This is a genomic window from Methanothermobacter crinale, assembly GCF_055397825.1.
Genome location: NZ_AP042450.1, coordinates 1,271,104 through 1,289,185 on the forward strand (window position 1 = coordinate 1,271,104; position 18,082 = coordinate 1,289,185).

Sequence of the window (18,082 nt, forward strand, 5' to 3'; positions counted from 1 at the left end):
CTTCAATGATCCCCGGTGAAAGCGAAGAAAACATAGTAGTTAGTGAATTTTTCGATATTCTCTAAAGCTCATGAAAAAAAAAGAATTAAGTGCTGTGATAGGAAACGTTTTGTATCTGTATCGATATCAACTAGTACTGGTTCATCATAACTAAAGGCTCCATCAACCACCTTTTTCAATTTTGATGATCTTCGGGGATTTTTATCGTGAAAACATTTTTTTAGCAGTTTTACATTTCCCCTTTAAATATTAGATTTTTTTATAATCTTCCCTTGGGCATGAGAAACCCATAGATTGCAAGCCCGCAGACATACTCAAACCCCAGTATGAGGAGCGCAGAAGGAGGGGTGAAGAGGTGGGCATAATAGAAAAGGAGGAGGATATATTGACCCTCGCCCTCCACCCGGCCGTTGCACCTAAATTCTTGAGGGTGAAATTGAGGAGGAGCCCCTGGTAAAGGAGCGACCCCCTGCAAAGTGAAGTGCCAACAGTCTTCCATGTTGAGGTTGATGGTGACGAGTTCGAGGTCAAGGTGGTTCCCACGGGCCACATAACCATTGAGGAGGCGGAATCCGAACCAGTGGATATTGAGGGTGCTGTTAAGTCCACAATATAATGCATGGTTGTGAAGCTCAAGGTCAGTGAGGGCGACCAGGTGAATGCAGGGGACGCTTTCGCTGTTGTTGAGGCCATGAAAATGGAGAACGATATCCAGACGCCCCCATGGTGGTATTGTTGAGAAGATATACACCGCTGAGGGTGAAAGGGTTGAAGCTGGCGACGTAATCATGGTCATAAAATAAATTTTTTAAAAAGTTTCTTATCATTCCCCCTGTAATCACCGGCACATCAAGGCTCAGCTGCGAACCGGATCGCTGAATGACGTGACCATGAAACATGAGCCCCTCAGTGCAGCGTCCCTATCAGTGTATATCATTCTATCAGCAGACCCTCGCATCCTTTGAAAGAGGCCTTTTTTTGCTATTTCTTTCACTGCCTCATATTCCTGGTCCGCCATTGCATGATCCTGGCCCTTTTCAGCTGTCATGTTATCACTGTTCTATGAATCTAGAGGAAGTCATGAGCGAAGTATTTCTTCTTGACTGGTGCTCTGTTTAATGAAAAATTGCCCACGAACACGTTCCAGAGAAGTTTAGCAGATTCTTTTCTATCCAAATTTAACAGGCAGACCAGACAATTAAGTGTATCTGCGGAATACTTACAAGGATCAAGATCATGTTTGATATGAACAGCCCGATGTCTCCTGGTTTCAGAACTTTCCTCTTAAAATCACGTATGAAAATGAATGTAAGGCCAAGGAAACACCCAAGACCCAGAGTTAAAAAACCTCGATCTTGAAGGACTAACCTGCCACGAGAAAGATTATAGCGGCTGTCCCAGCATTAGAAACAGAGTTCCATGACTTCCCCTTTTCCAGTCCAACTATAACCTATCCCATCAAACAAGCCCAACAGAACCTCATACCAGTGCGGGGCCAGCCCACACGATACCTGAACTTCTTTCTATGCACAGCCTTACCCTTGATGTTCTGCATTTCCTCTCTGCTTAGGGTTTTGTTTTCAGCGCTGCTTTGAGTTGCGCTGTCCACGGCTGGGTTATTATCTGTATCTGTCTGGTTTTTTGTCCTGGTCGTGTTATGGTTGATTACAAGGGCGTAGCCTGTGTACATCTCCCGGGAGTCCTGGAGGGTTAATTTTATGTTCCCTGCAGTTGGATCTGCGAATTTAATCGCGTCACTGGTTATCTCCCCTATTATGGTGTAGTGTCCCACACCATCAACCATGGTGTACACAATCATGTTCTCCTTGAGTTCAGATATACCAAGTTTCATACTGACCGCATTCACTCCCTTGGCCTTGGCGGCTTCCAAGAGGCCCTGCATGGTTGTCCCGTCCTCGGTTGTGCCTGCAAGTTCTGCTAGTTCATCCTCTGTAGTGCTTATTCCAAGTTTTTGGAAGACGGTGGCGAGTGCTGCGGGTCCGCAGGTATAATTCCTGGTCTGGAGGATGACGCCCTCAGAATCCACTGTGGCATCATCAGGTGCACCTACATCACCATCCTGGACTTCAACGACTGTGGAGTTGTCTGTACAGGCAGCAGCATCCACTGTGAAGTTTTCTGCGGCGCCTGCAGCTGTCATAAGTCACATGAAAATAGTTGTCAAGAAAGTATTCATAACCGCTGTGGACGCATTCATATAATATGATATAAATACTCCATATAAATTGAGGGGTGTGTTAATCATCATCTATGGAAACTTATAAGAATGGAGTTGATAGGTATGAAACAGTTTCTTATAACGCCTAGTGCTGGTAAACGGCTCATAGCCCGTGGCATGCGCAAACATCCTGATATAAAACGGGTATTGGATGATGGGATCCTTGCAATAATCGCCGGTACAACTAATAGCTACATAGCAGAAGAAATATGTAAATCTCTTGGTGAAAATGATTTTAGACTTGATGGGTTCTTCCGTGGCATAACTCTACCGCCCTCATTCAAACATGAAAGAATCGAAAAATTGCGTGAAAGTTTCCCAGGAGATGTTATCATAAGGGATGGGCGATGGGAACTTGGCAAGACAATATTCGATATCTTAGACGAGCTTGGGAAAAATGACGTTATACTTAAAGGTGCTAATGCGCTCAACATTAAAAAAAGAAAAGCAGCTGTTTATATAGGGCACCCGGAGGGTGGAACCATCGTAGCATCCCTCCAAGCAGTGGTTGGGCGCCGCACCAAACTCATAATACCCATAGGCCTTGAAAAAAGAGTTCCAGGAGACCTTGATAAGATCGCGGCCAAGCTTAATTCGCTAGAAGCTGAAGGACCCCGCATGCTGCCCGTTGTTGGAGAAGTATTCACAGAGATAGAGGCTATAAAAATTTTAAGTGGTGCCAACGCAGAATTGGTCGCGGCAGGGGGTGTTTCAGGCGCTGAAGGTGGTGTTTGGCTGCTCGTAACTGGTTCGAAAGAAGAAATGCAAAAAGCAGAAAAGATCATAGACTCCGTATCCAGGGAACCGCCATACGTCTTATGATTTCAACCTTTTTCGCGTTTTTAAGTAGCACTACTCTTTTTGAAAGAAACTAAAAAAAAAACGATGGGGGACAATTACTTCAAGAGGGTGATGGGAAGAAAACCTTGAAAATGAACCGATGCGAGACATGGTCTAGTTCATAAATTAAGCCATGAATTTGATTCAGATTGGGGATAGATACAAAAAGCGTTAATATGTATTCTATTCTTGAGTTTTTCAGCTTTGATGATCTTCAGGACCTCTTTTTTATCATGGAAGCATTTTCAACGGCTTTTACATCATCTTTGAATATTAGATCTCTTATAATTTTTTGCTGTTTCCTTAGGCGGGAAAACTCCATACTTTAGGATGAGGTATTCTGAAAAATTCATCGGGAATATCTATCATAATGGGCTTCATCCACGAAATAAACATTTTGTTTGCCCAGTGGGTGAAATTCTGTGATCTATGAAGACATTAATGACATCTAATAAATTCTTGAAGATATGCTGTTTCATCGGCCGAAATATAGAATATTCTATCCTGTTCGACTCCTTCTCCTAGCAGATATTCATACTGTCGTCACTTACTGCCTTTTCTATTCCTTTTTCTAAGTTCAACTCCTTTTCCTAGCAGATATTCATATAGTTTGGAGTAGTATGGTTGTTTTTCCAACACCCCGTAGGCCGGGCATTATAATCAATCTATTCAGTTTGCCCCAGCCGAAAAATTGTCTAAATGTTCCTGATCCTAAAATGGCCACCCCCCATATTTTAAGGGGGTCTTCCATTTCTTTCAGTATAAGTTCTCGCCAATCTATGAGTATTATGTAAGTTTCCAACCACATATTCTATAAGGTCCAACAACACTACATCTCTATTGTAAATAAATGTATGAAACTTTAAATGGGATGTTATCAGAAGGATGAGCTCATGCCTAAACCAGACCCTCCACACACCATAAGGTTTCATTAAATTATAAACGCCTCCTAGTAGACGAGAGAAAAACTATAGAATATTCTTTCACACTAGATAATCAAAATCTCAGCCTATATAAGAATTAAAAAATAATAAATCTAATCAAATTCCCCTGTGATAGTTATGCTAGAGGAAAAAAGGGAGGAATATATTAGACTCTTGGAAAAGTCTGTTGAAAAAATTGTTAAAAGTCTTTCTGGTAAAGTGGAAAAAGTAAGTATCTTCGGATCCTACAATAAAAGACAACCCGATCTTTTCACAGACCTAGATATACTTATAATAATGAAAACCGAAAAACCTTTCCTGAAAAGGTTAAAAGAGATCTATTCTCTATTATCTCTACCAGTTGATGCAGACATCCTATGTTACACACCAGAAGAATTCGAAAAAATAAAAAGGAGAAGATTTTTCAAAAAGATATTAGAGGATGAGGTCGTATTATATGAGAAGAGAAGCGATCGAGGAAGGGAAAAGATGGCTTGAACAGGCAAAAGAGGATCTAAAATGGACAAAGGATTTGGCTGAAAGGGGAGGCTATCACATAGCATGCTTCTTAGCCCAACAAGTAGGAGAAAAGGCTTTAAAGGCTTTTTTATACGCGCAAGGCGAGGAGATAGTGGTTGGACATTCAATTGAAAGATTATGCAACCTAGCATCAAAATTCGACAATAAATTCTCAAAGAAAATCAAAAGATGGGCCATACTCGACGGTTACTATGTACCGACAAGATATCCGAACACCATACCAGACAGTATCCCTGCAAGAATCTACACAAAAGATGCTGCGAAAGAAGCTGCAAACCTAGCAAATGAAATCGTCGAACTCGTCGAAAAAAAACTGAAAATAACAGATTAACCCATAAAAGAAGAGCACCAAGCCATAAAAAATGGGGAAATTAAATTTTCTCGCATCCTGCTAAAAAGTATCCTACCCCTTGAAGGTGATATTAGGATGATGACCCCCCATGATCGCGTATACATGAAGTCCTCCTGTTGCTGATGTCCCCCTAGCCTTGCCAACCTCATAAATTTTCCTTGATTTTTGGTTCCGGGCCGGTAGCTGCTGTTCCAACATTTCTCCCTGTGGTTTCTCTCATTTCCGGAATTGCACCTACTTGACTTCCGATTCCTATGGCGCATGTTACTGCGAATACAACGTTCATCATGGTTCCATAAAGTTTCGCTTTAACTGCCCTACAAGGTCTGGGTTTATGAATTATCCTCACTTGTTACATTATCAGCGGCGGATACTCTCCCACCTATAAGATCAAGGTCAAGATTAAAAAAATCAATTGGCTTCCCCACTCACCCCAAATTAGAAACTAAAAAATCATAATATATTCCTCCAAGGCATTCAAAAAATCGAGTAATACCATTTCAAGCAGGATAATCGTCAAACCTTCGAAGAGGATCAAAATAATATCTCTATCTGAAACAAACCATGTCCCCCCCAAAAAAATGTGCTGAGAGTAGTGTTTGGCTGCTTGTAACCGGTTCGAAATACAAAAAGCAGAGAAAATCATAGATTCAATGTCCCAAAGAACTACCATAACTTCTCACAAAATCTTTGAAAGCCTGAAGAAGTTCTAGAACGCTCTATTGGCATGAAATTCGCAAGAACAGAGCCCTATTAAATACTTAGCGTTTTATATATCTTTTATGTGCTGCCAAAACGAAAAAGGTTTTATTTAGAACCTAGAAAAATTATCAACTGCGACAATGAATCAACTTCCAATTAGAGAAAAACCATGGGTTGGCAGAAACCATACATTAACTAGCTATTTGAATCCCTATATAAAGAGTACTTGAAATGGAACTAAATGCTGAAAACACAAAATACATGATGAGAGAATATTAAAGGCATCCCCCAATCGTGAAAAAACCATAAAGGAAAAGCATTATTTACTATGACTTTATGCATATCTTGTGTTTTTTGTTTTTATATGGGCGAAGAAAAGAAGAACACACAAAAGCCTATGGAGAGGCAAAAGTAGACATATGCAAGTTTCAAAGTAACGAAACTGGTCCTAAATTCGCCTTCATACTTGGAGTTCACCCTCCCTATGAATGGGAAGCCCATAACGCATTTTAGGGGGAAAATCGATATTTACCGGATCCACGTATCCGAAAAATATGCTAAAAACTGGAGCAAGGGGAAGGAATTTTGGGAACACGGCCACTAATAAAAATATATAGTACCCATGATACAAAAGTGGAGGATATGATGCCGTTTTTGATATACATAGTGCTTGGGAGGAGTGGCCATTCATTGGAAGGCCAAAATGGTTCAATTGTATCCTTCAACAAAAGAGGGAAAATCCCTCTCCTAGAATATCACAAAGAATTGGATAGAGATAATGGGAAACTGTTCACAAGGTAAAGAACATGTCAGGCTACTGGGGTTGAAACATCGCTTGCCAAGAAGATACCAATACTAATATTAGAATATGGATGGTGCGAACCAGAAAAATAATGACTCAAATACAAGAATATAAATTTAAATGCAACCACCCCCCTGGAGAATATGAAGGCAAAATAAATCATGCGCTAGATGATTTCATGGAAAAAAACCGGAACAATTCCCACTTGTCCAAGAATTCTCTCCTTATTTAACAGAAGATAACAGGTAAAACCGAAAAACAATCCATTTCAAAGCAATTACAAATTTTAAGGATTCAGATTCAAATAAACAGGTCGCTGTTATATACTAAAAAATCCGATTTAAAATTATAATTGATTTCGATGAGTCCCAAAAAAAAGAGGATATAAGCTGAAAACTAGGAGGTGCGAAGAACTGGACAAAAAATACTTATCAATAATATTAATAGCTATTACAATAACTATGATTAGTTATTTCACCTACACCGAATATAGAATGCTACAAATGGATAAATACATGGCACAAGTTTGTGAAATCAATGAAGAAAAAGGTGAGATAATTGATGAAACCGACGAGCTCATCATCAAAGGAGAAATAGACCAGGCCCTAGCCAATGCAGATAAAATAATCGAAAAACAAGAAGAGATGATCTCATTCGAAGAAAAAGCATATGAATATGCTGATGGGCCATACAAGGAACTAGTAGGATCATATTTAAAAGCAGATCGCCTATACCTAGAATCATATAGATCATGGAAAAATGGACTAGAATATATGAAAAAAGGTGATTACTTTCTCGCAACCGAAACTTTGGAAAAAGAAGAAAAGTTATCAACAAAAGGAGCGATCATCTATAATGAAATCCACAACTTCCTATCAAAAAATCCAGAAATCAAAAAACATATAAACAAATACTGGTAACCCACGGGGACTGACCCCTACACATATCCACAAGTTTTAATGTTTGCATAAAACTATGGTCTTATTACATATCATAATAATGTTAACTGGAAAAAATAAATAAAAACATAACTCTGTAGAAAGCATACAAATTTTGGCTTTGTAATCATGTTTTTATTATTTTGATGTGGTTTTTATGCGCTGTAAGATGATAGCAGGTTCTTGAGCATGTATTTCCCTGCATATCTGCTGTTTACTTCTAGAATAATATTTTTATCGTCTAGTATTCTCTTCATCACTGATATTGATTATTTCCACGATGTTTCTTCGGTTGTAATGGTTTGCTGAAAAGATCCAACCCCTTGCAGGCCGATATTTACCATTCTTTACATTTTTTTCGACTGGTATCATGCTGGTTGCCATCCAATACCATGTCCATACAGAAACTCAATAGCTTACATTTCCCCTGTTTTCTTGACAGTGGGGCATCTTATCATTTGAATTGTGTCTATGGGGTCCTTGGAAATACATTGAGCGATTATACCTGTTTTCGTGTGTCCACGACAGGCTTTGGTGTAAACTCTTCTTCCATCCTTTTATTCTGTGATCTGGCTTTGTGGGGTGTAGTATAGGTTTGCATAGCTACTTGAATGCTCTGTTCCATCAATAGTTATTGAAGGATCCTTTATGTTGAATAAAGGACATTTAAGTCGAGCATTTTGTCCAAGGTCTAGTATCCGGTGCGTTTAAATGAATTTTTGTATTGTAGCACGCCATTCAAGCCTGAGTATCTTAGAATATGATGTGAATCCAATGGCATCTGAATTTCTAATCGCGTCTTTTAAGGCCATAAGTTGGCTTTTGAGTGTATTTAAGCCTTGGATTTGATGATTAAGCTTGTGAAGCTTTTTTAACCATTTTAAATGTGATACTTGTAAAGCTTATTAACCTTGTTTTCACTATATTTTACTCTGGAGGATCCAACTTTTTACTAGGTTAGAGTTTAATAATCAAAAAAAAGGTTTGTGCGGGGTAATGGAAAAGTGTTTTGGAAGACTTGTGGAATTTTTTTTGAAAAGAAGGATAAGGTGAATTTAGCCTATCTTTTCGGCTCCACTCAAGGGGATAAAGGGAAATTGGGCGATTTTGACCTGGGAGTTCTACTAGACGAACCCCTTGGAAAATATGAGAGGTCCCAATTTCAATTGAAATTGTTTATATGATCTTGCATCTATACTTAAAACAGATAAAATTGATTTGATCATCATGAATGATACGACACTCTCCTTAAATTATAATAAAAGATGGAATACTCTTAAAAGATGATGAGGAAAAAAGGATAAACTTTGAGAAAAATATCATCTCAGAATATTTGGATAGGAAGTATTATATTGACAGGCATGCGAGAATAGCCATTATAGGGATAGCCCGCCAGGGATTAATATGAAAAATGAAATCTCATCAAAATTAGAAAGATTAAGAGAATACCTAAAAATATTAAAGGGTTATCAACCCACAGCCTAAAAGATTTAAAAAATGACATCACATTAAAAGGAGCAGGATTTCGTGGATAAATTCGCCCCAGCCACAAGTTTCAGGAACATACTAGTCCATATGTACGCAGAAAATAGACATTGAAAAGGTCTATAAATACCTACAAAACAACCTAGATAACAATTTTGCAAAGTTCATCGCAGAATACCTTAAAAAATCATAAACCCAAGGCGTGGCCGCTTTCTTACTATATTTTCCCCACATTTTCGGCCCGTTAACTGTGTAATTTCGTTATTCAGGGTTAAACAAAGTTTCTTGTTGTGAGAGAGGAAAATTTATATACTTTTGGGTGGTGTTTCTTTTTGAGTTTCAAGCTTCTGAGTCTGCTATTCACCAGCCTTGGAAGATCTTACATGTTAAGGTGTGGGCTGGGTGATGGAGTTAACTCTTAAAAATCTTTTGGGTTTATCTAATATGTGGTGAACTTGCATCTACAAGAATGAAATCTCATATTTTTTAGCCATAGGCTGAATGTGGCTGTATGATCTCTCTACTTTAGGGTGCTCCAAGTTTTTCTGCCAAAGACTCTGCTAACACCTACGTAAATTTCTTGGGGGAGATAGAGATACCACCATATACAGGTTAGACTTCTTATTTTAGTAGGATTTGACATGAATGATACATTACTTAACATGAATTTAAAGTAAATATGATGTTGATGCTGACAATGCACTATTTCCCGCATTGGATCGTTCCATACTCTAAAGGTACTTACACTCCAGCACCCCACCGAGAAACCCGTTTCTTGGGGGAGTGAATATCACTTAAAACTCTTTCTATTGGAATTTTCGATAGGTAGTGGGGCCATTCCAATAGGAGTGCTTAAAGGTAATCCCTGTAAATATTTGTTCATGGTTTGGGGTTTTCAGCGTAATATTTTAGAGGTTGGGGAGTTTTCACCTGCTAAGCACGCTTAAAAATAAGAAAATAACATAGATAATTATTAACAACAGGGCTTTTTGGCGTGTTATACCACTCTTACTCCTTAAAAACATTATAAAAATGAAAATCAGTAATATTAAAAAGACTGAGACGATCTGAAAATTTTTAAGATCAGTGACTAGGATTGGTCTCATAACTGATACCACGCCTAGGATCAGGGTAGAGTTGACTATTGTACTTCCCATTAGGTCGCCTATTGCCAGAGCCTTGTAGCCATGGAGTATTGAGATGGTTTCAAATACAAGCTCTGGTAGGGATGTGCCAAAAGAAATCAATATTATACTTATAAATAAAACTGGAACCCCTATTTCAAGGGCGATCAATACAGCATAATGAACCAAATATCTAGAACTTATCAAAAGAACTGTTAAGCCAGCTGCAAACAAGATTAAAGATAATAAAAATTCTCCCTCACCTACTTCTTCCTCTTCTTCAAAGCCCCTTTGCCTATAAACCAACAAGAAATAGCCAATGAATATAACAATCAGGAATAGACCATCAAAACGGGACAATACACCATCCAAAGTCAAGAAGATAGGTAGAAGGGCTATGAAAAAAGGGTAAACAAACCACTCTCCGATTTTATCACCCTCAAAACTAACCCCTCCTGCAATTAGCACTGCAGTACCTATAATTAGGGATAGATTAACAACATTAGAACCCAAGACGTTTCCCAGGGAAACTTCGGGCACGCCCTCCATAACAGAGCTTATACCCACCACCAATTCAGGTATGCCTGTTGCAACAGCCATTATAATAAAACCGGCAGCGAAATGGCCCAATCTAAGATAAGAGGATATCTTAGAAATGGATCTTGTGGTTACTATGCCACTTACAATAAGTACAATCAAAAGCGCAGTGAAAATTAGATAATGGTACATGTCACCTTGTATATTAACTATTAATATTTATAGATCACATGAGAGGGTATTGGAGGATCATCAAATTTTTTTCTCTTCTCCGTGAGTTTCAAGATAGTTCATAATTTTTTTGTTCTTGGCTCATTAAGGTTTTCTTGGCGAGGTTGATGATCTTTGGGATTGCATTCTTTTTGAGAATATTTCATTCTAAATCCATCAGGAGGCAGTATAGTTCCTCCTCGACGTTCCTTTTTTTCTTTTTTGCTTTTTTGGGGGATTTTTTTATCTTTACGGGTTCCACTTCGGGGAAACTGCCATACTCGAGTTTGAATTTTAAAATTTCCACAGTCTCCCTTTTCCTCTTCTTGGTCAAAGCCAACCACCCTACATGTTTTATCTGTTTTTCTTTTTTATACATTTTTTCCTAAGAAGCTTGTGATCATGAATGTAGCCTTTTTTCATGATAATCGCTTGGCTAAGCCTATGAGAATAAAAATATAATAGGATCGTGCAGGTAAAAATTAAACTTGCACCCAAAAAAAGGATTTACATGGGATTGGTGATGTTATGGAAGTTATAGCTCATAGGGGAGCATCTTATTTCGAACCTGAGAATACTTTAAGATCTTTTAGAAGGGCTGTGGAGATGGGAGCTGACAGAGTCGAGGTTGATGTTCGGCTCAGCAAAGACAATGAACTTGTCATAATCCACGATCCGAGGGTGGATAGGACAACAAATGGTACTGGTAGAGTGGAGAATATGACACTCCAACAACTAAAAAGTTTAGATGCTGGAAAAGGAGAAAAAATACCAACACTACAAGAAGTTATAGAGTTCCTGGAGGGTGCGAAACTAGTAATAGAGATGAAAATTCCAGGCATCGAAGAAAAAGTTCTAGAGGTTATCCATGAAAACCACCTGAAAGATATATTAATAACATCATTTTATCATGGTAGTCTCAAGAAAGTGAAAATCCTAGATGAGAACATAGAAACAGGGGTCATATTTTCATGCCAACCCTTAAAACCGGAAAGACTAGCATTAGACGCCAATTCAGATGCAATATTCCCAAAACAAAAATTCACAGACCAGAAAATGATAAAAAGAGCCCATAAACATGACATAAAAATATACCCATGGACAATAGACAACCCAAAAACAGCGAAAAAACTAATAAAATTTGGAGTAGATGGGATCGTGACAAACAAGCTAATAGGCCCATACCAAAACAAATTAAATACATTCAAAATTGCGCAGAATGATACAAGATAATGATTTTTTCAGATTGATTGGAGAAGTCCGTTCATTTAATTTTTTTGCCTTGCTTTAGTATTTTCGTATTCGGACAACAAGCAAATATGTCGTTTATTTTCATTCAAATCTTCATGGGGGGCTTGTATGCCTGTAAACCGTTATCGAGGAGTTCCTATAACAAAAAAATTTTATTAAACAATCCGTATAATAGATAGTGAGAAAAAGTTTAAGTGATGATCATGTCAAAAACCGGGGATATTAAGATAATGAAAGAATTAAAAAAGATCAAAAGAGATTTAAAATACATAAAAGAGCATATGGTAGATGTGGATACTATTCTAACGGCCGATGAAGAAGCATTATTGAGCATGGCAAAGAAAGAATACGATGAAGGGAAACCGTACATTTAAAGGATATAAAAAAGGATTTAATGTGACCTATGAAGTCCATTTAAGCAGAAGCGCATATACTTTCCTCAAGAGATTGTAGAAAGGATACAGAATACAGATAATTAAGAAATTGGATTTACTATCTAAAAATCCCTATGTAAAAGGTGCGAAAAAGATCCTGGGAAGAAATGAAAAATTATTGAGAATAAGGGTATGATCCTACAGAATACTCTATGAAATCCTTGAAAAAGAAGAAGTAGTATTAGTAATAAAGATAAAAGATCTAGAGCCTATAAGTGACCTAAATATCAGTAAATACGCCCTAAATTAGTCTTCAAGTTTTAAATCCCCTTGTACTCAATTATTCACTCCATGATTGTTCCCATTTCAAAACCTTCTTATTTGATTACTCACAAACTCCCTGCAAAGCAATTAACAGCCCCGCTTTTTTCATCTACCCCAATAATTAGCCATTTTATCAACCGTATCTCTCCAAGATATGATCGCAAAAAAAGAGCACATGCTTACATAATCTGTGCCCTTGTACCTTCCAACATCTCTTTTTGTGTGTGGGGGTGAGACCCTCCAATACTCCCACTTAAATCTGAACTACCCCCTTGCGGAGGGGTTTTTCTGCTTCATGGAAAGAATTTTGCCTCTCGGCCATCTGGGTAAAAGTCCTTTCTCCACAGACATTCTGGCCCCCCCACATCTAATATTTTCAAGGAGGCCTTTAGGTCTCTCTCCGCCCTCCTAACCGCATTTCGGATAGACAGATTCTCTATTCATCTACCGGCTTTCTCAGCCTTGTAGACGAGTGGTGAGGAAAAAATATAAAGTTTTTGTCGTCTACCCCCCCTTTGGGGCTTAGCAAGTTAAATTTTTGATAAAATGAAAGATATGATAAATCCTAAAACTGTTATAAGCCCTGCAAGGTCGTGAGTTTCTGAAAAGGCTTCTGGTATCATCGTATCCACGAGCATGGCCAGGATCTCCCCGCTGCAAAGGCCATACTAGTTGCAATAATCCCTGGTGGAAGATTATTGAATAGGCTGTAACCCGCAATTGATGCGATAGCTGTGCAGAAAAAAATTGAAATGGCCTTCCAACCTGCCCCTTTTCATGCCAACAGAACTCGAAAGCCCCTCAGGTACATTAGATAAAAATATGGCTATCACTGTGGCCATGCTCACAATCCTGCCTTCTATCATGGTAGGCCTATCGCAACTGATTCTGGTATACCGTCTATGATAGAACCTACTGTGATAGCCAGACTATCAGATTCTAGCATGTGCTCGCCAGAACGCTTGCGATGTTTACCGCCTTTACGCGCCAGATAAACATTCGCTCCAGTGAAGATGACAGCCCCACTTATAAAACCAAGGGTAACATGTGGAAAGCCTCCGAGCTTATAAGCTTCATCCATGAGTTCGAAGGCCACTGCTGATATGAGCACCCCGGCACCGAATGCCATGATAGAGGCGATAAGACGCTTGGGTAGAATAGTATCCGAGTATGGCGCCGATTAAAAGGGCTGAACCAACGAAAAATCCCCAAAATCTTGCTAACAGCCATAACATGATTGAATCATTATTCAATTTCTAATCTTATAAGTTTTGGTTTAACAATCAAAATTTTGTGCCCTTTTTTATAGTTTGATTTTGAGTCCTATGGGGCAGTGGTCTGAGCCCATAACATCTGATAATATCCAAGATTTTTTAACATTATCCATGAATTCTTTGTTAACGAAGAAGTAGTCTAGTCTCCATCCAACGTTTCTTTCACGGGCTCTTGTCCTGTAACTCCACCATGTGTATTGGCCGGGTTCTTTGTTGAATGCTCTGAACGTGTCGATGTAACCGTTTTCGATGAAAGTGTCGATCCAAGCCCTTTCAACCGGTAGGAACCCTGAGACGTTACTGTTTTCCTTTGGCCTTGCGAGGTCTATCTCCTTGTGAGCGGTGTTGAAATCGCCGCAGATTATTATGTTATGTCCTGAATCTCTTTCGCGGTTCACGTCTTTGAGAAATGCATCATAGAAGTCTAGTTTGTATTTGAGGCGTTCTTCGGACATTTTACCATTTGGGAAGTATATGTTGTATAGTAGGAATTTTTCAAATTCTGCTATTTGGATTCGGCCTTCGATGTCGAATTTTTTTAGTCCGAATCCTTCCCTCAAGCTTGTGGGTTTGATTTTGGTGTATATGGCAACTCCACTGTAACCTTTTCTCTGGGCTGGTGTGAAAAATGTACTGTAACCTTCAACATGCCTCAATTTTCTCGGGATTTGCCCGTGGTTTGCTTTTATCTCCTGTAAACATAATATGTCAGGTTTTTCTGTGAGGAACCAGTCAAGGAAGCCTTTACGGTATGCTGCCCTCAGACCATTAACGTTCCATGAAATTATCTTAATAGTGGACATGAAAACCCCCCATCACATTGTATAATTTTTTTTGGATAATAATTATCTTAGATTCTGGATTGGGGTATGGGAATTTTTTTGGCAAAATTGGAATGCTAATTTTATAAACTTGGAGCGAGATATTGTTTTTGTATGATGAGGCATTCATTAAGGGCTGGGTTTAGTTTTGGTTTAACTTCTGCTGTACTCACAACCTTGGGTTTGATGGTGGGTTTGAATTCTGGGACGCATTCTAGGTTTGTGGTTATTGGTGGTATATTAACGATAGCAGTTGCTGACGCTCTTTCTGATGCGCTGGGTATCCATGTTTCTGAAGAAGCTGAGGATAGGCATACCACGAGGGAGATATGGGAGTCGACCTTGGCCACTTTCTTGTCTAAGTTTGTTTTCGCTTTAACTTTTATCGTCCCACTTTTATTGTTCAATTTATCAGTTGCGGTTATTGTGAATATTCTTTGGGGTTTGTTCCTCTTGGGAATATTCAGTTTTCAGATCGCTAGGGAACAGAAAAGGAACCCTTGGAGGATAATAGCGGAGCACGTGATTATAGCATTAGCTGTTATAATCATAGCACATTATGTTGGTGTTTGGATTGCATTAACTTTCTGCTAGAACTTTAACCTTTGTGGGTTGCCTTTTTCCAAGGTTTTTGAAATTTGGAATAGTATGCAATTGTTGAGACGAAATTTTTATTGAATCCCCTTTTTACTCTGGTGGGGGAGGAAAGAGTTTGTCACTTTCTTTTGATGGTGTCTTCTGGATTTTTTGGTGGGGGTTTATGATAATTTACTTAGGGTAAATTACTTGTGAGTAGTCTTCTTTCCTTTTTTTTTTGGGATCTAATGAGAGGGTTGATCTGTTGATGTCTCTTTATCTTGTTTGAGGAATTCCTCGGGTGTTATGACATTTTTCATCCATTTAAAGTGTTTTTTGTTGTTTGTGATTAATTTTGCATTTAATGAGAGTGCTGTGCCGCCTATGGCATAATCTCTAGCATTTTCGCTGAAATCCCAATTGCCAAGAGCGTTTGCCACGGCTTTTTTTGCCTCATTTTTTCCGAATGGGACAATCTTAACATTCATTTCTTTTAGGAACGTGTTTACCATGGATTCCGTATTCCCTTTCTTTATTTGATGGTATAGGAACTCCATGTAAGCGATTGATGGTAAATATTTTTGTTTTTCTGAATTCAAGAGCCAGTTACAAAATCTCTTGTTATTGAAAACATTGGTATCTATGAGTATTTTCACTATGATCACCTAGACTTATTTTAAAGATTTGAGATTTCTTCTTATACCCCTTTCAAAACCTTTCCTTGATTCTTTCACGGTCTTCTCTATATCTTTTGACGATTCTATTATCCTCTCTGCTAGTTTTTCAAATTTCATGAGCCTCCATTTCCCTTCTTTGTCTTTTATGAAGACTACTTTGTCCCCTGCGCGGATTTTAAGATCTTCACGCACTTCTTTAGGGATCGTTACTTGATACTTGCTTGTAACACTTACCATAATATCACCTTACCATATTTGTGTATGTAATACTTTAAATGATTTTCTATACTTTCTATAGTCCTTCAATACACTTCCTTCTGGTGTTTCAATAGGAAAATAGGGTATGCTCGATTGTAAAAAGAATCGAATCTAAAAATGCATAGATTTTCTATGAAAAATTTGGTATTATATCGAAAAGCCGGGCTCTGTAAAAAAAACTTTTTGTGAGATCTAGGATAATTGTGGTAATGTTGTTGTTCAAAAGATTCTTTTTAGAAGGGGAATTTATTGCTTCGATCGTGAAACTTTTTTATGGACATGGTAATCCAAAGTTTTTACACTTTGCCAAAATATTAATTGTGGGCTGAATTATCTTTGTAAAGATTTGCCAACAAGCTTTAGATGATAATCTTTAAGTGATAATCATATGGAGGGTGAACCTTGCAGAAATAGGTTATGTGGAGGCTTCACAGTCATATAAGATCGCCTCAAAGGGTAAACCATTTCAATATCACAAAAAGGGGGAGGGTGGAGATAAGGATCGAACTTTGAATTACATTCGCCATAACAATCCACAAGATTATCCTTGAAAAAGCCCAAAAAAGTCAAGAACAGGGAAAATGGTGAAAAAAGGGGATTACAGGATATCTAGGTGGTTGGGATGAGGCCTGGATTCTCTCCTGTGATACATTTCCCGCCTTTCCTTGTCACTATAAAAGTGTTTTCGGTTCCAACCATCCCCACGCCTTGGATGCCTTTCTTCGGTTCTATTGCTAATGTCATGTTCTCCTCCAATGGATCCTTGAATTTTTCAGCGATTACTGGCACTTCATCAATCACAAGGCCTATACCGTGACCCAAGAATTTTACCTGATTTTCTCCAAAACCCATGAAATTTTTTCTGAACTCGTCATCGAGTCCATCCATTATCGTCTTATAGATTCCTGCGGGGCTTGTCCCCGGTTTTAGCATCTTGGAGATTTTTTCCTGGATTTCTAGGCATTTATTGTGGGCTTTCTCTGCCTTTTCGGGTATTTCCCCTTTGAAGATGTATGTCATTGTCTTGTCTGTATGATAGCCTTCTATTCCGAAGCCTATGTCCACATAAACGAGATCGCCTTTTTTTAGTTTGCGCTGGCGACTTCCGAGCAGTGGAGCTGCTGGTGACAGCCCTCGGTTTCCGCTGGCTCCGTTGAAGTAAGATGGGTAGAGTGGTGTGTCGCCGAATCCTATGTGTCCGAGTAACATTTCTGTGTCGAACATTCCGAATCGTGTGATGCCATGGTATCCTTCTTCTATCATGATCTGGAAAAGTTCTGCTCCAAGTTCGGCTTCACTCATACCCTCATATAATAGTTCTGGCACGATCTCTTCTAGTATGTGCTGGTGTATTTTACCAGATTTTCTCATTATTCGGAGCTCATATTTGCTTTTTATGGCTCTTAGCATTCCTATAATACGATCTGCTTTCTTATACTCTTTGATTGGGAAGTATTTTGTGAATCTTTCATATAGTGCCAAGGGCATTGCTTCTGTTTCAAGGTATATTGTATCTGGTATCTTTTCAAATGTTTGGCTAATATCGCGGAAAGTATTCATGTGTCTTATATCCTTAAATTTAGATTCTTCTAAAGCACGTTCGTAGCTGCGCCTTACCCAAAATGTTGGATCATCATCAGCTGGTATGACTAATATGCCATCTTGCATAGTCCCAGTGAAATAATATTGGTCTATTTTGGTGAAAATCACTGCAATCTCCCATTGGGGGTCTTTCTTGTCCATCTCAGCCCTGAAACGTTTCATACGATTTTCAAGTTCATTATAAGGCACCCCCAAAATTATACCCCCGGATTTTATGGATCCCTAAAATTATT

The 18,082-nt window shown here is 38.6% G+C and carries 24 protein-coding genes; 11 read left to right on the forward strand and 13 right to left on the reverse strand.

The features are described 5' to 3' along the window. The first annotated feature begins 310 nt into the window (after positions 1-310). Genes ACZ5XX_RS07330 through ACZ5XX_RS07340 form a run of 3 tightly spaced genes read left to right on the forward strand, consistent with a single transcriptional unit; the run spans position 311 to position 739 of the window. The gene (locus ACZ5XX_RS07330) at positions 311-457 is read left to right on the forward strand and encodes a hypothetical protein (RefSeq protein ID WP_464586309.1); all 147 of its coding nucleotides are present in this window, start codon (positions 311-313) and stop codon (positions 455-457) included. 24 nt (positions 458-481) lie between these two features. Next, positions 482-616 (forward strand): hypothetical protein, encoded by a 135-nt coding sequence (locus ACZ5XX_RS07335; RefSeq protein WP_464583979.1) that lies wholly within the window; start codon positions 482-484, stop codon positions 614-616. Between the two features lie 3 nt (positions 617-619). Further along, positions 620-739: a biotin/lipoyl-containing protein gene (locus ACZ5XX_RS07340; protein ID WP_464583981.1), complete on the forward strand. Its 120-nt coding sequence runs from the start codon at positions 620-622 to the stop codon at positions 737-739. A gap of 117 nt (positions 740-856) precedes the next feature. On the opposite strand, the gene ACZ5XX_RS07345 is transcribed toward ACZ5XX_RS07340, so the two are convergent. Together ACZ5XX_RS07345 and ACZ5XX_RS07350 are read right to left on the reverse strand one after the other, a co-directional pair. Beyond that, the gene (locus ACZ5XX_RS07345) at positions 857-1,048 is read right to left on the reverse strand and encodes a hypothetical protein (protein ID WP_464583982.1); all 192 of its coding nucleotides are present in this window, start codon (positions 1,046-1,048) and stop codon (positions 857-859) included. Between the two features lie 402 nt (positions 1,049-1,450). Next, a complete protein-coding gene (locus tag ACZ5XX_RS07350; protein WP_464583984.1) occupies positions 1,451-2,161 on the reverse strand; it encodes a C39 family peptidase in 711 nt (236 codons plus the stop codon). Positions 2,162-2,302: 141 nt separating this feature from the next. Here ACZ5XX_RS07350 and ACZ5XX_RS07355 point away from each other — a divergent pair, with 141 nt between their 5' ends. Continuing rightward, positions 2,303-3,061 carry a hypothetical protein gene (locus ACZ5XX_RS07355; protein ID WP_464583986.1) on the forward strand — a complete coding sequence of 253 codons (759 nt, stop codon included), beginning with the start codon at positions 2,303-2,305 and terminating at the stop codon, positions 3,059-3,061. 619 nt (positions 3,062-3,680) lie between these two features. Here ACZ5XX_RS07355 and ACZ5XX_RS07360 read toward each other — a convergent pair. Next, complete coding sequence (locus ACZ5XX_RS07360; protein WP_464583988.1) at positions 3,681-3,881, reverse strand: hypothetical protein; 201 nt, start codon at positions 3,879-3,881, stop codon at positions 3,681-3,683. A gap of 259 nt (positions 3,882-4,140) precedes the next feature. On the opposite strand from ACZ5XX_RS07360, the gene ACZ5XX_RS07365 reads away from it, so the two are divergent. Both ACZ5XX_RS07365 and ACZ5XX_RS07370 read left to right on the forward strand, forming a co-directional pair. Beyond that, a complete protein-coding gene (locus ACZ5XX_RS07365; protein ID WP_464586311.1) occupies positions 4,141-4,500 on the forward strand; it encodes a nucleotidyltransferase domain-containing protein in 360 nt (119 codons plus the stop codon). Then, entirely contained in the window at positions 4,460-4,873 is a 414-nt protein-coding gene (locus tag ACZ5XX_RS07370; RefSeq protein WP_464583990.1) for a HEPN domain-containing protein, read from the forward strand. The genes ACZ5XX_RS07365 and ACZ5XX_RS07370 overlap by 41 nt, the downstream gene beginning before the upstream one ends. 166 nt (positions 4,874-5,039) lie before the next feature. On the opposite strand, the gene ACZ5XX_RS07375 is transcribed toward ACZ5XX_RS07370, so the two are convergent. Further along, positions 5,040-5,243: a hypothetical protein gene (locus ACZ5XX_RS07375; RefSeq protein ID WP_464583992.1), complete on the reverse strand. Its 204-nt coding sequence runs from the start codon at positions 5,241-5,243 to the stop codon at positions 5,040-5,042. A gap of 1,649 nt (positions 5,244-6,892) precedes the next feature. Between ACZ5XX_RS07375 and ACZ5XX_RS07380 the strand changes: the two genes are divergently transcribed. After that, positions 6,893-7,318, forward strand: a complete 426-nt coding sequence (locus ACZ5XX_RS07380) for a hypothetical protein (RefSeq protein ID WP_464583994.1) — start codon at positions 6,893-6,895, stop codon at positions 7,316-7,318. Between the two features lie 252 nt (positions 7,319-7,570). Here ACZ5XX_RS07380 and ACZ5XX_RS07385 read toward each other — a convergent pair whose 3' ends face one another. After that, positions 7,571-7,720 (reverse strand): hypothetical protein, encoded by a 150-nt coding sequence (locus ACZ5XX_RS07385; RefSeq protein WP_464583996.1) that lies wholly within the window; start codon positions 7,718-7,720, stop codon positions 7,571-7,573. Between the two features lie 665 nt (positions 7,721-8,385). On the opposite strand from ACZ5XX_RS07385, the gene ACZ5XX_RS07390 reads away from it, so the two are divergent. After that, positions 8,386-8,520, forward strand: coding sequence for a hypothetical protein (locus tag ACZ5XX_RS07390; protein ID WP_464583998.1), 135 nt, complete (start codon positions 8,386-8,388; stop codon positions 8,518-8,520). 1,227 nt (positions 8,521-9,747) lie between these two features. On the opposite strand, the gene ACZ5XX_RS07395 is transcribed toward ACZ5XX_RS07390, so the two are convergent. Both ACZ5XX_RS07395 and ACZ5XX_RS07400 read right to left on the reverse strand, forming a co-directional pair. Further along, a complete protein-coding gene (locus ACZ5XX_RS07395) occupies positions 9,748-10,644 on the reverse strand; it encodes a sodium:calcium antiporter (protein WP_464584000.1) in 897 nt (298 codons plus the stop codon). Between the two features lie 211 nt (positions 10,645-10,855). Continuing rightward, positions 10,856-11,026: a hypothetical protein gene (locus ACZ5XX_RS07400; protein WP_464584002.1), complete on the reverse strand. Its 171-nt coding sequence runs from the start codon at positions 11,024-11,026 to the stop codon at positions 10,856-10,858. A 194-nt stretch (positions 11,027-11,220) separates the two neighbouring features. Here ACZ5XX_RS07400 and ACZ5XX_RS07405 point away from each other — a divergent pair, with 194 nt between their 5' ends. Both ACZ5XX_RS07405 and ACZ5XX_RS07410 read left to right on the forward strand, forming a co-directional pair. Next, positions 11,221-11,925 carry a glycerophosphodiester phosphodiesterase gene (locus ACZ5XX_RS07405; protein WP_464584003.1) on the forward strand — a complete coding sequence of 235 codons (705 nt, stop codon included), beginning with the start codon at positions 11,221-11,223 and terminating at the stop codon, positions 11,923-11,925. A gap of 221 nt (positions 11,926-12,146) precedes the next feature. After that, positions 12,147-12,317 (forward strand): hypothetical protein, encoded by a 171-nt coding sequence (locus ACZ5XX_RS07410; protein ID WP_464584005.1) that lies wholly within the window; start codon positions 12,147-12,149, stop codon positions 12,315-12,317. A gap of 1,186 nt (positions 12,318-13,503) precedes the next feature. On the opposite strand, the gene ACZ5XX_RS07415 is transcribed toward ACZ5XX_RS07410, so the two are convergent. The 3 genes from ACZ5XX_RS07415 to ACZ5XX_RS07425 form a co-directional block, all read right to left on the reverse strand. Beyond that, positions 13,504-13,770, reverse strand: a complete 267-nt coding sequence (locus ACZ5XX_RS07415) for a hypothetical protein (RefSeq protein WP_464584007.1) — start codon at positions 13,768-13,770, stop codon at positions 13,504-13,506. Between the two features lie 174 nt (positions 13,771-13,944). Beyond that, positions 13,945-14,718 carry an exodeoxyribonuclease III gene (gene xth, locus ACZ5XX_RS07420; RefSeq protein ID WP_464584009.1) on the reverse strand — a complete coding sequence of 258 codons (774 nt, stop codon included), beginning with the start codon at positions 14,716-14,718 and terminating at the stop codon, positions 13,945-13,947. Between the two features lie 101 nt (positions 14,719-14,819). Beyond that, positions 14,820-15,143, reverse strand: coding sequence for a hypothetical protein (locus tag ACZ5XX_RS07425; protein WP_464584011.1), 324 nt, complete (start codon positions 15,141-15,143; stop codon positions 14,820-14,822). 37 nt (positions 15,144-15,180) lie between these two features. Between ACZ5XX_RS07425 and ACZ5XX_RS07430 the strand changes: the two genes are divergently transcribed. After that, on the forward strand, positions 15,181-15,330 hold the full coding sequence (locus ACZ5XX_RS07430; protein ID WP_464584013.1) for a hypothetical protein: 150 nt from the start codon (positions 15,181-15,183) through the stop codon (positions 15,328-15,330). 227 nt (positions 15,331-15,557) lie between these two features. Here the strand turns inward: ACZ5XX_RS07430 and ACZ5XX_RS07435 are convergent, their stop codons facing one another. From ACZ5XX_RS07435 to ACZ5XX_RS07445, 3 genes are all read right to left on the reverse strand, one after another. Beyond that, positions 15,558-15,968, reverse strand: a complete 411-nt coding sequence (locus ACZ5XX_RS07435; RefSeq protein WP_464584015.1) for a type II toxin-antitoxin system VapC family toxin — start codon at positions 15,966-15,968, stop codon at positions 15,558-15,560. Between the two features lie 15 nt (positions 15,969-15,983). Next, positions 15,984-16,226: an AbrB/MazE/SpoVT family DNA-binding domain-containing protein gene (locus tag ACZ5XX_RS07440; protein WP_464584017.1), complete on the reverse strand. Its 243-nt coding sequence runs from the start codon at positions 16,224-16,226 to the stop codon at positions 15,984-15,986. A gap of 630 nt (positions 16,227-16,856) precedes the next feature. Next, positions 16,857-18,038 (reverse strand): M24 family metallopeptidase, encoded by a 1,182-nt coding sequence (locus ACZ5XX_RS07445; RefSeq protein ID WP_464586313.1) that lies wholly within the window; start codon positions 18,036-18,038, stop codon positions 16,857-16,859. Positions 18,039-18,082 lie beyond the last annotated feature (44 nt).